Source organism: Frankia sp. Hr75.2 (assembly GCF_949319125.1).
Classification (GTDB): Bacteria; Actinomycetota; Actinomycetes; order Frankiales; family Frankiaceae; genus Parafrankia; species Parafrankia soli.
The window spans coordinates 24,813-37,475 of sequence record NZ_CASGGV010000324.1 but is presented as its reverse complement, the minus strand read 5'-3'; the positions used below and the strand labels follow the sequence as shown (position 1 = coordinate 37,475).

At 70.7% G+C, this 12,663-nt stretch carries 13 protein-coding genes; 8 read left to right on the top strand and 5 right to left on the bottom strand.

Going from position 1 to position 12,663, the window contains the following annotated elements; all coding sequences use genetic code 11:
- The first annotated feature begins 238 nt into the window (after nucleotides 1-238).
- Entirely contained in the window at nucleotides 239-1,492 is a 1,254-nt protein-coding gene (locus AC559T_RS30290) for a CoA transferase (RefSeq protein WP_498870867.1), read from the top strand.
- A gap of 98 nt (nucleotides 1,493-1,590) precedes the next feature.
- Here the strand turns inward: AC559T_RS30290 and AC559T_RS30285 are convergent, their stop codons facing one another.
- Both AC559T_RS30285 and AC559T_RS30280 read right to left on the bottom strand, forming a co-directional pair.
- On the bottom strand, nucleotides 1,591-2,055 hold the full coding sequence (locus AC559T_RS30285) for a flavodoxin family protein (protein ID WP_498870866.1): 465 nt from the start codon (nucleotides 2,053-2,055) through the stop codon (nucleotides 1,591-1,593).
- 98 nt (nucleotides 2,056-2,153) lie between these two features.
- Nucleotides 2,154-2,843, bottom strand: a complete 690-nt coding sequence (locus AC559T_RS30280; protein ID WP_498870865.1) for a hemerythrin domain-containing protein — start codon at nucleotides 2,841-2,843, stop codon at nucleotides 2,154-2,156.
- 88 nt (nucleotides 2,844-2,931) lie between these two features.
- Between AC559T_RS30280 and AC559T_RS30275 the strand changes: the two genes are divergently transcribed.
- The 7 genes from AC559T_RS30275 (at nucleotide 2,932) to AC559T_RS30245 (ending at nucleotide 9,196) form a co-directional block, all read left to right on the top strand.
- Entirely contained in the window at nucleotides 2,932-3,180 is a 249-nt protein-coding gene (locus AC559T_RS30275) for a hypothetical protein (protein WP_498870864.1), read from the top strand.
- Between the two features lie 59 nt (nucleotides 3,181-3,239).
- The gene (locus AC559T_RS30270) at nucleotides 3,240-3,968 is read left to right on the top strand and encodes a response regulator transcription factor (protein WP_498870863.1); all 729 of its coding nucleotides are present in this window, start codon (nucleotides 3,240-3,242) and stop codon (nucleotides 3,966-3,968) included.
- A gap of 479 nt (nucleotides 3,969-4,447) precedes the next feature.
- Nucleotides 4,448-5,722 (top strand): toll/interleukin-1 receptor domain-containing protein, encoded by a 1,275-nt coding sequence (locus tag AC559T_RS30265; protein WP_498870862.1) that lies wholly within the window; start codon nucleotides 4,448-4,450, stop codon nucleotides 5,720-5,722.
- On the top strand, nucleotides 5,698-6,393 hold the full coding sequence (locus AC559T_RS30260) for a PfkB family carbohydrate kinase (protein ID WP_498870861.1): 696 nt from the start codon (nucleotides 5,698-5,700) through the stop codon (nucleotides 6,391-6,393). Before AC559T_RS30265 ends, AC559T_RS30260 begins: the two co-directional genes overlap by 25 nt.
- Complete coding sequence (locus AC559T_RS30255; protein ID WP_498870860.1) at nucleotides 6,312-6,608, top strand: PfkB family carbohydrate kinase; 297 nt, start codon at nucleotides 6,312-6,314, stop codon at nucleotides 6,606-6,608. Before AC559T_RS30260 ends, AC559T_RS30255 begins: the two co-directional genes overlap by 82 nt.
- 123 nt (nucleotides 6,609-6,731) lie before the next feature.
- The gene (locus AC559T_RS30250; RefSeq protein ID WP_498870859.1) at nucleotides 6,732-8,051 is read left to right on the top strand and encodes a hypothetical protein; all 1,320 of its coding nucleotides are present in this window, start codon (nucleotides 6,732-6,734) and stop codon (nucleotides 8,049-8,051) included.
- A 257-nt stretch (nucleotides 8,052-8,308) separates the two neighbouring features.
- On the top strand, nucleotides 8,309-9,196 hold the full coding sequence (locus tag AC559T_RS30245) for a DMT family transporter (protein ID WP_498870868.1): 888 nt from the start codon (nucleotides 8,309-8,311) through the stop codon (nucleotides 9,194-9,196).
- A 53-nt stretch (nucleotides 9,197-9,249) separates the two neighbouring features.
- On the opposite strand, the gene AC559T_RS30240 is transcribed toward AC559T_RS30245, so the two are convergent.
- From AC559T_RS30240 to AC559T_RS30230, 3 genes are all read right to left on the bottom strand, one after another.
- Nucleotides 9,250-10,203: an AIM24 family protein gene (locus AC559T_RS30240; protein ID WP_498870858.1), complete on the bottom strand. Its 954-nt coding sequence runs from the start codon at nucleotides 10,201-10,203 to the stop codon at nucleotides 9,250-9,252.
- A gap of 28 nt (nucleotides 10,204-10,231) precedes the next feature.
- Nucleotides 10,232-10,909: an AIM24 family protein gene (locus AC559T_RS30235; RefSeq protein WP_071066821.1), complete on the bottom strand. Its 678-nt coding sequence runs from the start codon at nucleotides 10,907-10,909 to the stop codon at nucleotides 10,232-10,234.
- Nucleotides 10,910-11,005: 96 nt separating this feature from the next.
- Entirely contained in the window at nucleotides 11,006-12,610 is a 1,605-nt protein-coding gene (locus AC559T_RS30230) for a TerD family protein (protein WP_131626659.1), read from the bottom strand.
- Nucleotides 12,611-12,663 lie beyond the last annotated feature (53 nt).

Below are 12,663 nucleotides of genomic sequence, written 5' to 3'. Positions count from 1 at the left end.
TAGCGGTGGGACGCGAGAAGGCCCTCCACGGCGCGGCGATCAGGCAGGGTGGGGTTCCTTGACGCGCGCCCCACGGAGCGCGGTCGCGCTCGAAGTGCTCACTCGGGCGGGCTCTCACCCGGGAACAGCCCGGCAAGCTTCCTCCGTTGTTCATTGTCTGGATGGTCTACGGCCAGCGGGGCCTGTCAGATCATCCGGGCTTGGAGGGCCTCCGCCGCAACCCTGCCATGATGGGTGGATGCCCGACGCATGGCTTTCCGCAGCGCTTCCGGTGCTGGGACTGGCGACCGCCTCGGTGGAGGCGGTGCGGTCTGCGGCCGTCCGATCCGGTGCGACCGGTCCCGTCACCGGCGCGGATCTCAACCCCGAGCGCGTCGCCGCCGCCTTCTCCAGCGAACGTCTGTTCCGGGACGGCGACGCCCGCGCGGGCGCCTTCGCGCCGCTGTCCGGCTTCTTCCAAACCAAGGACGGGTACCTGCGGACCCACGCGAACTATCCGCATCACCGCGACCGGCTGCTGCGGATCCTCGGACTGGCCGGCTCCGGCCAGGAAGCCGAACCCGACAGGGAGACGGTCGCCGGGGCAATAGCCGGCCGCTCCGCCGCGGAGCTCGAGGACCAGGCGGCGCAGGTCGGCGCCATCGCCGTCCGGGTCCGGACCGAGGCCGAATGGCGAGCCTCGGCTCCCGGCGCGGCCGCCGCCACCGAGCCACTCGTACGAACCGCGGAGCGCGACGACGCGGCCGCCCTCACCCTGGTGGGCGGCGCGCTGCCCCTGAAGGGTGTCCGGGTACTCGACCTCACGCGCGTCCTCGCGGGACCGGTCTGCGGACGCACGCTCGCCCTGCTCGGCGCGGACGTCCTGCGCCTGGACCCGCCCGTTCCCGCGGAGATCGGGTGGCAGCACCTCGACACCGGCCAGGGCAAGCGCTCGGCGCTCCTTGATCTTCATACCGACCGGCCGCGCGCCCAGGAGCTTCTCAACCGGGCCGACGTCCTGATGACCGGTTACCGACCCGGCTCCATCGAGGCCTTCGGCCTGCGGATACCTCCCGGACTGGTCCGCGCCCGGATCAACGCCTGGGGAGACAGTGGCCCCTGGGCGGACCGACGCGGCTTCGACTCCATCGTCCAGGCCGCCGCGGGCATCGCGCTGATCGAGAGCGGGGACGGCGTGACGCCCGGCGCCCTGCCCGCGCAGGCGCTCGACCACGCCACGGGCTACTTCCTGGCGGCGGCGATCATCAACGCGCTGGCGGAACGCGCCGACGACGGCCGGGGCCGCGACCTCGTCGCATTCCTCGCGCGCACCGCGACCTGGCTCCTCGACGCCCCAGGCCGCGACGCCCACCACCCACCGGCCGCGACCCCCACGGCCGCGACGACGGTCACCCATGGCCGGGTCACCACCGCGCGCCCGGCGATCCCCGGTTTCGACGACTACCCGTTCCCCTCGCACCCGTGGGGTGGCGACCAGCCCACCTTCCCCTGACGGGGCCGGGCCCGACCGCCGTCCTGTCACCGGAGGCTGCCCGCCACCTCCACCGCTCCGACAGCTGGCGGGCCCGCAAAAGAACATCGACAAGGGGCTTACCCGATCATGAGACTGGCCGCCACCGTGGCCCCCAACTCCCAGCATGCGGCCCGTGTCGCCTCATCCAGCCCTCCTGTGACCAGAACGGGCGGCTGAATCTGCTTCCATTTCAAACCAGTGGTGATGGTCTCCACACCGCGAACAGCGCCGGTCGTGTCACTCGCCCCGTGGACGTACAGCCCGTACGGGCGGCTTATGGTGGCTTCCAAGCAGGGATAGTAAATGCAATCGAAGAAGTGCTTGAGCGCGCCGGACATGTAGCCGATGTTGGCCGGGGTGCCGAGCAGGTAGCCGTCCGCGGCGAGCACATCGACCGCTGTCGCGGCCAGCGCTGGGCGGACGACGACGTCGACACCCTCGATCGCGTCGTCCCGGGCACCGACGAGCACCGCCTCCAGCATCGCCTGCATCGTCGGTGACGGCGTGTGGTGGACGATCAGGAGCGTCGGCATCGCGGCCATGTTATTGCCCCGGCCTCACCGTGCCGACCGGTCGGCACGGTGATCGGTCGACACGGTGACGGGCGTCGTGACGATCCGTCGCGCAGGGCTCCGTGCGGTCAGCCGTGTGCCGCTGCGGCGGTGGCAGCGGCGACCGCGCGCACGTCGGCGAAGGCGGCGGGGTCCAGGACGCGCTCTCCGATCTGGAGGAGTCCCTGCAGGACGGGCGGGGGCGCGGTGGCGGCCAGCCGGGCGACCAGGGCGTGCCGGGTGGGCCGCTCCAGGGCGGGGAGCATGTACTGCAGCGTCGTGGCCATCACCTCCGGGGTCGTGTCGGCCATGAAGCGGGCGCGGGTCAGGGCGATCCCCTCGTCTCCGCACAGTTCCCAGACCCGCGCCATGACCACGGTCTCCTCTTCGTGCAGGTGGGGGAGGTAGCTGGCGACGAAACGGGCCAGGTCACGGTAGAGCCCGAGCCCGGCCGAAGGGTTGGGGGCCGCGAGCACGGCGATGAACCTGTCGTCGAGGTCGCCGAGCAGGTCGTCGAGGTCGCGGTGCTGCTCGCCGGCCGGTTCGGTGGTCTGCGGGTCGACGTCGTCGAGGATGCGCAGGATGTGCCGGTCCTCGTGCTCGGTGTGGGCGCGCAGCAGGTCGAGCAGCGGCCACCACCGCTCGCCGAGGGCCGCCACCTCGGCGGGGTCCGCCCAGTCGGTGCGGCCCGCCTGGACGGTGAGCTCGAACAGTCCCAGGCGCAGCGCCTTGTGGATATGGGTGAACAGGTCGTCGCGGACGAGCGTGTCAGCAGTCATGGCGGTGAAGGTACGAATCCCCCGGGCCACCCGCCTATCCCAGATATGAGGGGTTGGCCCGGCGGGTCGGCATGGTCATCCTGGAACCGTGAATCTGTGCGAGCGGGTCCAGGCGCTGGCGGCCGAGGGCGCCGACCTCACCGCCGTGCGCGGACGCCTGGACCGCATCCTGCGCGCGAGCGCCCCGTACGACATCGCCGCGATCTCGACCGTGGACCCCGCCGCCATGCTGTGGACGAGCTGGAGTTCACCGGCACCGACCTCAACGGCTACCGCGACCTGGCGGGCGGCGGCCGCCTCGTCGGCCGGCTGCACCAGACGACCGGCGGGGACCTGACCAGGGCGAAACGCTAGGAGCCGCTACTGTCGCGGCTGTCCTGCGTCGACGAGATGCGGGTGATCCTGCGCTCGGGCGCCATGACCTGGGGAACGCTGACGCTCTACCGCACGGGCTCGAGCCGGCCGTTCAGCGACCGGGACGAGGCGTCCATACGCGCCGCCCTGACCGCCATCGCCGACCTGTTCCGCCTCACCATGCTCCGCGCCGCGCTCGCCTCGCCGGGAAGCGTCGAACGGCCGCCGGGCCTGCTGATCGTCACCGCCCGCGGCGAGATCGAGTCGGTCACCGACGACGGCCGCGCCTGGCTCGCCACGCTGGACGACCGGGGACGGCTGCCCAGCGTCGTGCGGTCCATCGCCGTGGCCGCCGCCACCGGCAACGGCCTCGCGCGCGCCGCGCTGCCGGCCCGCGACCGCCGCTGGGTCGTGCTGCACGGCTCGCCGATGCCCGGCGGCGACCCGCCGACGATCGCCGTCATCATCGAGGGCGCCCGCCCGATCATCGTCAGCGAGGTGATCGCCGGCGCCTACGGCCTCACGCCGCGCGAACGCGAGGTCATCGGGCTCGCCGCCCAGGGCAGATCCACCCGGCAGATGGCCACCGTGCTGGGCATCTCCCCCTTCACCGCGCAGGACCACCTCAAGGCGGTGTTCGCCAAGACCGGCGTGCGCACCCGCGCCGAACTGGTCGCCGCCCTCTACGTCCAGCAGTACGAACCCCGCCGCGCCAACGCCAGCCAGCCCAGCCCCTACGGCTGGTACCTCGACGACCAGATCCCCGCCTGAACGCCAGTCCGACTGACGTGGGCTGGCGGAGTCAGCCCTGCCGTCACCATCACGCCAGGACGCCAGGTGGACCAGAGACGTAGTCCCGGAGGATCAGATCAGAAGGGTCGGCGTCGCGACCATGGCAGTTCGCAGGTACCGGGTTCGAGAGCCGTCCAGGGTCAGTAGGTCCACCACGGTCGCGCAGAGCTCCGGAAGACAGACGAGCCCGGCGCGCTCGTTCGCATTGTCTGCCGACCCGCCGACCCGACCCGCCGGAAGGCAGCCCTGCATGACGCGACGGCGCGCGATGGCCGACCAGCGCTTCTCGCAGGCCTCGCCCTCGGCTTCGTCCCACCCGCTGCGGGCATGGACAGCCCTTGTGCCGCTGACACGGTTGCACGGCCGGGATCCCGACGAGATACGGGCACTTTCGTGTCACGCGCGGGTACCATACGTCGAAGCACCGATTCTGATCTTCGCGACGGGGCGGGGTCCGCATGGCCGTTTTCATCAGCTATCACAGCAGCAAAAAGGCCGTGGTACAGCATCTGGCCGCCTACTTCGCCCGCCACGCGATCACTACCTGGTACGCTCCCCGCGACGTCCCACCGGGGTCGGACTGGGATGCCGAGATCTCACGGGCCATCAGAAACTCCACCGCTCTCGTCTTACTGTTCTGCTCGTCCGCCGACTCGAGTATGCACGTGAAAAGGGAGATACTGCTCGCCGACAAAGCACACATACCGATCTACTGGGTACGACTCGAGAAGGTAGAACCCGAGAAACTGGGATATTTTCTCAACGCGACCCAGTGGATCGACTGGCTCGACAAGCGCGACAGCACACTTGACACACTTGTTCAGGACATCAGGAGCCCGGTCCCGCCGGGCAGAGATCTGGAACCGAACGAGATCGATCGGGCAGACCTGCACGTTACCGAGGTCCCGGTTGAGGGCTGGCCCGCCGAATTCATCGCCTTCGAGAACGAACGGGTCGCGGCCGACGCTGCCGCACACAGCTATTTCCGCATTGCACAGGCATCGCCGGACCGGAGCATTGTTCTACCCACCGGAAGAGCCGCCACACAGCTCTTCCGAGGGATGCTTCGGGTCGCCGGGGACTACGCGCCCCGCCCTTTTGGTGACGCACGGCTCGTTTCGGATACCGAAACCTTCGGCGTGCACGAACGCCACTACACGTCACGCACTCGCCATGTGGTCGAGACCCTGATCGAGCCACTGAACGAGAAGGGGCTCGGCCCGAGCGAGAGTCAGCTGAATCTCCTGACAGGCCAGATCACGGACGACGATCCCATCTTCCGGACGCAACGAGTGCTGCGCCTCTGGCCACCCGCGGTGCATGCCGTGTCGGTCTCCCCTGCCGGCGAGGTGCTCGGCTACGAGGTCGGCTCGTACTCCGACCCCGAAGAGATCATCAGCGACGGCTGTCGAATCGTGGAGCTGAGCGAACAGGGCCGGAAGTACATCGATCCAAACCAGCCGTCACGTTCCGTGATCACCGTGGGCCTCGGTACGGCCCTCGAGGCTCCGGGACTGATGGTGCTCGGATTCGACCGGAGCAAGGCGCGAATAATCCACCAGATGGCTCACTATCCGGAGACGGCAGGGATCCCCGCCACGCTGCTGCGCCGACACGACCATGCCGTGATCGTCGGAACGCGGGCGGTAGCCGAGGCCGCGGAAATCAAAAACGCGCGCGTTCCCGCTTCCGCCGAGGAGGGTTGCGAGTGGATTCTTCGCAGGTTCAGCTAGTGAATGCGCCCGTCATCGCCATGGTCGGCATGGTGACGATCGACTATCTGTATGTGCTCGAGAGTCACCCTGTCGAGGGCAGCACCAATGCGGCAAAGGCCCATCGTGTCGTCGCCGGTGGACCCGCGGGACGGAGTGCGATCGCCGCCGGGCGTCTCGGCGGCGATGTCCGCGTCCTGGGAATGTGCGGAAATGATCTGCACGCGGACGTCCTGCGAGGTGAGTTCGCCCGTGAACCGCTGAGCCTGACGCTGTTCGCCGAAGACCAGCCAAGCCAGCACTCCTGTGTGATGGTTGCCGGCGACAGCGGCAGCCGCACCATAATCTGGACGCCTCAGCCACGGGCAAACCAACGCCTTCTCGATGCTCTGGACGACACACTCCGTGGTGCGGCGGCGGCCCTGCTCGACTGTACCGATCCGGTGCTCAGTCGAGCTACGATCGACTCCTGCCGCAAGTTCGAAATACCTGTGATAATCGATACAGGATCTTACCGGGAGTCGAGTGAGGAGTTTCTCGACGGAGTCGACTACATCATCGCCCCGGAAAAGTTCTTTAGCGCAAGGTTTACTCAGACTTTCGGCCGACGGTGCTCGCCGCGACACGTGGTGATCTGGGAGGGATTTACCTGGGCGCCTCCGACACAAACTCGTACGACCCTCACCCGGTGACGGTGGTCGACAGCTGCGGCGCAGGCGACACCTTCCACGGCGCCTTCACCTGGGCAATCGCGAGCGGGGCGCCGACGGAAAATGCCTTCCGTATCGCGTCGTGGGCCGCGGCGCGGAAATGCTCGGCACTCGGGAACGACGGCCTCCCCGACGCCGCGACTTTTTCTGCCGCGCGGGAGATGCAGGCACCGAACCCGAGCAGCGGATCGCGGTAGCGTCCGCCACACGTTCTCGATGGGCATCCTGCGATCTCGATAAATCTGCGGATGGGACCACGTTCTGGGCCAGGCAGGTTCCCGCCTCGGTCCGGATGGCCGGGCCGGGGATACGTTGTGCCCATGGCGGCGGATGAGGGGACGAAGCCGGCGAACCTCGGCGTGGCTGTCCTGTCCGCGGCCGTGATCGGGGGTGCGGCGGGAGCGTCTCTCGCCGCGCACCGGGGTCGGCGGGCAGCCGGGCTGGGCGGGCTGGCGGGTGCGGCCGCGCTGGCCGCCTCCGAAGCCGTCGTACGCGCCCGGCAGCGGCCGGGCGAGATACCCGCGTTGTGGCAGCGGATCGCGACCAGCGCGGCGCTCGTCGCACCCGCCGGGTGGGCGGCCGGGCGGCTGACCGGCGCCGGCCCCGTCGCGGTGGGGGCGGCGACCGGGAGCGTCGGCGGCCTGCTCGGGCTCCGGCCCCAGAAGGTGCTTCTCGGGCCGCCGTTCGGGGCCGCTGTGGGCGCGGCGCTGGCGGCACGCGGCCGCGCCCACGGCGTCCCCGTGCCGGCCGCCGCCGTCGCCGCCGTCACGATGGCGGCCTATCGGACCGCGTCCTCGCTGGTGTTCCGGGACGCGCAGGTGCGTCTGCTCGCCGAACGGGTCCCGGCGGAGAAGCTGCCTTTCGTCGTGCCCTGGCAGTCGCGCTCGCGCGTTGTCGGTACCGGCTACGTCCGGGAGCTGGCCGGCGAGCTCGGCGGCAGCTACGTCGCCGACGCGGCCGACGTGGGAATCGTCGCCTCCATGGACGACCTGGCGGGCCCGGACTTCGATCCGGCGGGCGTCGACCCCCTCGTCCGGGAGTTCTACGAGCACACCACCCGTTTCACGCTCGACATCGTGCCGCGATGGCGGCTGTGGGTTCGTCCCGGTTACCTGCTCTACCGGAACGCGCTGGCCCGTCCGCTGGGGCAGGCGAACGTGCCGATGAACCAGCGTGAGACCCAGCGGGGCATCCGGAGCCGGATCGACACGATCGCCCTTCCCGGCACCGACGCCGACGCGGTGGCGGTCCGCGGCTGGATCCGTTCGTTCGCCGACACCGACGAACCCATCTACGTGGGTATCTACACAACCTACCGGGATGGCGACCGGGGATACGTCAGCGTCGGCTTCCCACTGGCCCAGTCCAGTTTCACAGCCACGCTGCTGCCGCGCGCCCGGCCCGACGGCGGCCTGGCCCTGACCAGCCGCAGCGACCTGGAGCACCCCGGCCATTACCTCGCCTACCGTGACCCGTCCGACGGCACCCTCACCGCGCTGGCCGTCCACGGTTTCACCGAGGATCTCGACGTGTACCGGCAGGACGGCGACCTCCGCGCCGAACACGCCTTCTCCCTGTTCGGGATCCCCTTCCTCGTCCTCCAATACCGCATCACCAGCAAACGCCCTCGTCCCACGTGAATCGGCGCGGGCGGGGGCGCGGGTGACGGTGGGAGTGATCCCACCTGGGTGGATGCGGCTGTCTTCGTCGGCGCGTCGTGTTCGGCGCTCCTGGTGGTCTGGCGGCGGTGGGGCGGCTCAGGTGGATCCGGGCATGCGCCGAGGTCAGCGGGGTGGCCGCGGCAGTCCGATGACCGTCCCGCGCGGTTTGATCCTGTTCTGTGACAATTCCGATCACGTGATCTTGTCTGTCCGGTAGCCATCCTGGTTGGGTGACCATGCCCGCCGTCGTCCCCGTCAGTCTGCTGGCGTCCTTTCTGTTCGCCTCGTCCGCCGCCCTGCAGCAACGCGCCGCCGGGCGGAGCAGTTTCGCGAAGCGCGCCGACAGTGCGCACGCCGTACCCGGAGTGGGGCTGCTGGCCGAGCTCGTCCAGGACAGGCTGTGGGTGCTGGGCTGGACGGCGAACATCGGCGGGTTCTGCGTGCAGGCGGCCGCGCTGCACCTGGGGTCGGTGGCCGAGGTGCAGCCGCTGATGGTCTGCCAGCTGCTGTTCGCGCTCCCACTCGGCCTGGTCGGCACCGGCCGGCGGATGTCCGGCGCGGCCTGGTGGGGCGCGGCGGGGATCTGCGCCGGGCTGGCCGCGCTGCTGTCGTCCCGGGGGGACCTGCCTACGGCGGCCGGGGTCGACCGGCCGCGGCTGCTCCTCACCATCGGGGCGATGGCGCTCGTCGCCGGTGTGCTGACCGTGGTCTCTCTCGGGCGGTCGCCCACCGCCCGGGCCGTGCTGTTCGGGGTCGCCGCGGGCATGGTCTACGCGCTGACCGCCGTCCTCATGAAGGAGTCCGCGGACCGGCTCGTGACGGACGGGTTCCTGGCCACGGCGGCGGACTGGTGTGGCTTCGGGCTCGCCGCGGCCACACTGTCCAGCCTGCTGCTCGGGCAGGCCGCCTACGCCAGCGGTCCGCTCGCGCCGGCGCTCACCGCCATGAACATCACCAACCCGGTGGTCTCCTGTCTGCTGGCGGTGCTGCTCTACGGCGCCCCGGTGCCGAGCACCATCTTCCAGCTACTCGGCGTCACAGCGGGGACCGCGCTGATCGTCACCGGGGTCGTACTGCTGGCCCGCACACCGACGCTGCCCCGCCCCAGCAGCCAGTTGCCCTGACCAGCCGGGCCGGCACCGGGCGAGGGCCGGGCGGGGGCGCGAGCCCGGTCCGGTCAGTGGCGGCCCTGGTTTCCGAACAGCCCGCCGAAGCCGCCGAGCCCACCGGGGCCGCCGCCACCGAACCCGCCCGGGCCCCCGCCGTGGCCGCCGTGGCCGCCGCCGTGCCCGCCGAGCTGGTTGCCGGCGAACCCGCCCTGGCCAAGCCCGAACTGCCCGGCCAGGCCGGAGCCGGCGAGCGCGTTGTAGGGCGGCAGCAGCTCGCAGGGCTGGACGATCACATAGCCCTCGCCGGAGAACTGGAGCTGCCAGCTCTCCCCGGTGTTGCCCCGCGGCTTCCAGGCCGCGCTGGAGGTGACCGCGGCCTGCATCGAGACCTGCAGGCTCGACGACCAGCCGACGACGGCGTCGGCGTCCGCGAAGTAGTAGTTCTGGGTGGTCACCCGCATCACCAGCGGGGCGCCCGAGGTGCACACGACGGCCTGGCCGTTGCCGCGCAGCTCGATCTGGTAACCGCCGACGCCGGCGATGCCCACCTGGCTGTCGACACGGACGAGATCCCAGTTCAGGCCGGCGTCGAACGCGAGCACGTTCTTGCCGTCCACGGTCAGGCCGTCACCCGCCAGGTCGAGGATGTGGATGTCCTGGGCCTGGTTGGCGAGGTAGACCGTGCCGGAGCCGGCGACGTTCATCAGGTTCAGGCCCTCGCCGCCGCTGAAGAAGCTGCGGAACCGGGAGCCCCAGCCCTCCCAGCGGGCGTCGAAGGTCGCGGCGCCCTGGTAGGCGACCATGGCGCCGCGCCGGGCGTAGAACTCGCGCATCCCCTGGGCGCCGAGGGTCGCCTTGAGCATCTTGCCGTTCTGCAGGGCGAACCGCTCGCCGCTGGTGACCTCGGGGTTGCCGAGCAGGCTGCTGCGGATCCCTCCCGCCGGCCCACCGGGACCACCGGGCGGCATCCCCCCGGGGGGCATCCCCCCGGGCTGGCCGCCGTACATCCCGCCGTGCGTCATGATCAGATCCTCTCACCCACGCCGGCGATCAGCCGCGTGCCGAGAACGAGGGCCGCTCGTCCTCGCTCGGCTGCACCACGACGAAGCCCTGGCCGGAGAAGCCGAGCTGGAACGCCTCACCCGAACCGCGCCCGATCAGCCCGCCGAGCCGGGCGGTGCGCCTCGGCTCGACCCGCAGGCCGTCGGTATAGGCGACGAGGGCGTCGGTGTCGACGAACGTCGGCGCCTCCCGGGTGTCCAGCATGATCGGGTTGCCCTTGGCCGTCAGCGCCACCCAGCCGTGGCCGCGGACCACGACGTTGAACATGCCCATGCCGGAGAGCATGTTCACGCCCTTGACCCGCTCGATCCCCCACTGCAGGTTCGCGTCGAAGGCCAGGACGTTCTTGCCGTTGATGGACAGGCCCTCGCCGGCGAGCTGGGCGACGATGACCTCCTTGCCGTAGTCGGCCAGGTAGAGCAGCCCCTGACCGGTCGCGGTCATCAGCGGGACGCCCTCGCCCGTCGCCCAGGAGGACGCGATCCGCCCGAGCTGCGGCGGCTGCGGGTTGAAGTCGATCAGGCCCTCGTAGGCGATCATCGAGCCGACCCGGGCGAACAGGTCCTGGCCCGGCTGCATGACCACCTTGGCGATCTTGGACCCGTGCCTGCTCATCCGGTCCATGATCGGAGTCGGGCCGTAGTTGTTCATCAGGCTGCCCTGCACGGCCTGCTCCCCTCTTCCCGCGCACCCGCGGGAACGCCCGGGATCGCCCCGGCGCGCATCTCAGCCATCTCGGCGCGCATCCGCGACCTCATGGGGTCAGACCTCATACGGCTGGACGACGACGAAGTGGCCGGCGAACCCCATGAACTGCAACGCGAACGACTCGCCGCTGGCTCCCGCGTAGATCTGGCGGGAGATGCGGACCTGGGTGGACACGCTCACCCGCATGCCGGACGTCCACGCCACCAGCGCGTTCATGTCGGCGAACGTGGGACCGGCGACGTTGAGGGTCATCGGCGTGCCCTTGGTCATCACGACGACCGACCCGGGCCCGGAGACCTCGAAGTGGAAGAAGCCGCCGCCGGGGATGCCGGGGCTCTCGATGCGTCGGACCTCCGAGCGCACGGTGGCGTCCATCGCCAGCAGGTTCTTCGAGTTGATGCACAGCGACTGGTTGCCGAGCTCGACGATGTGCAGGTCGGCGGCGTCCTGGGCAAGGAAGACCTCGCCGTCGCCCTTGCACGTCATGAGCTTGAGGCCCTGGCCGGTGAGCTTCTCCTCGATCAGCCCGCGGATCCCGCCGCTCTTGTAGTCGAACTCGATGTTGCCCTGGTAGGCGACCATCGAACCGCGCAGCGCCAGCGCCTCCGGGCCCAGGGTGACCTTGACCAGCTTGCTGTTCTGCTGGGTCCAGCGCCCCGCGGTCGGCACCTCGCGGTACGGGTTGAGGCTGTTCATGGCACCGGGCTGGACGGGGCGAGCCTGCGACGGCAGGACCTCCGTGGGCCCGAACCCGCCCGGCATCGGCTGACCGGGTGGCTGCTGGCCGGGCATCGGGTGGCCCGGCGCCGGTTGGCCGGGCGCGCCGAACCCCTGGGCGCCGGGCATCGCCGGCGGGGGCGGCGGCTGGCCGTAGCCCTGCTGCACGCCGCCAGCCTGGCCGTACGCCGGCTGCGGCTGACCGTACGCCGGCTGCGGCTGACCGTACGCCGGCTGCGGCTGACCGTAGCCCTGGCCGGGATGAGCCGGCGCCGGCGGGGGCGGTCCCCCGGGCGGGGCACCGAAGCCCGGGGCGGCAGGTGGCTTCTGCTGGTCGAAAGCGGGGGCGGGCGGGGCGCCGAACCCGGGTACGCCGCCCGGCGGCGGGCCGGCGGGCGCGGGGGTCGGCTCGGGCTCGTCGGCCACTTCGCCGCCGAAGCTGCGGATCAGCTCCGCCAGCCCGCCCCGGAACCCCTGGCCGACCGCGGCCACGCGCCAGACACCCTTGCGGTAGACGTCGCCGATCATGACCGCGCGCTCGTCGGAGAAGTCCGCGCCGGTGAACGCGTAACGGAGCACCTCCGTACCACCGGCCACGATGCGCAGGTATCCGGACGTGATCTGCGCGGCGCTGCCCGGGCCGTCGAGCGCCGCGCAGAACGACAGCTTCTGGATCGCGTCGGGAACCTTGTCGAGCGTCACCCGGAACGACTGGCTGTCACCGGACTGGGCGCCGAGCAGCTGGATCGAGGACTCCGGCGAGTTCGGCTGGTTGAAGAAGACGAAGTACCGGTCGTCCGAGAGCCGGCCGGCACCGTCCAGCCCGAAACAGGACACGTCCCACTCGCCCGGCGCGTTGATCTGGATCCCGATGTACAGATCGGTGCCAGCGGTGATCGCCGACAGTTGGGACTTCTGCCCTCGACTGAACTGCGTTGCCACCGCGCTCCCTCCCGTCAGCGTGCCGGCTGAATCGGCGCGCGAGCGTCGCGCGC

Coding starts and splice junctions, on each gene's coding strand:
- AC559T_RS30290 (WP_498870867.1), top strand. CDS start 239: ATGCCCGACGCATGGCTTTCCGCAGCGCTTCCGGTGCTGGGACTGGCG.
- AC559T_RS30285 (WP_498870866.1), bottom strand. CDS start 2,055: ATGGCCGCGATGCCGACGCTCCTGATCGTCCACCACACGCCGTCACCG.
- AC559T_RS30280 (WP_498870865.1), bottom strand. CDS start 2,843: ATGACTGCTGACACGCTCGTCCGCGACGACCTGTTCACCCATATCCAC.
- AC559T_RS30265 (WP_498870862.1), top strand. CDS start 4,448: ATGGCCGTTTTCATCAGCTATCACAGCAGCAAAAAGGCCGTGGTACAG.
- AC559T_RS30250 (WP_498870859.1), top strand. CDS start 6,732: ATGGCGGCGGATGAGGGGACGAAGCCGGCGAACCTCGGCGTGGCTGTC.
- AC559T_RS30245 (WP_498870868.1), top strand. CDS start 8,309: ATGCCCGCCGTCGTCCCCGTCAGTCTGCTGGCGTCCTTTCTGTTCGCC.
- AC559T_RS30240 (WP_498870858.1), bottom strand. CDS start 10,203: ATGACGCACGGCGGGATGTACGGCGGCCAGCCCGGGGGGATGCCCCCC.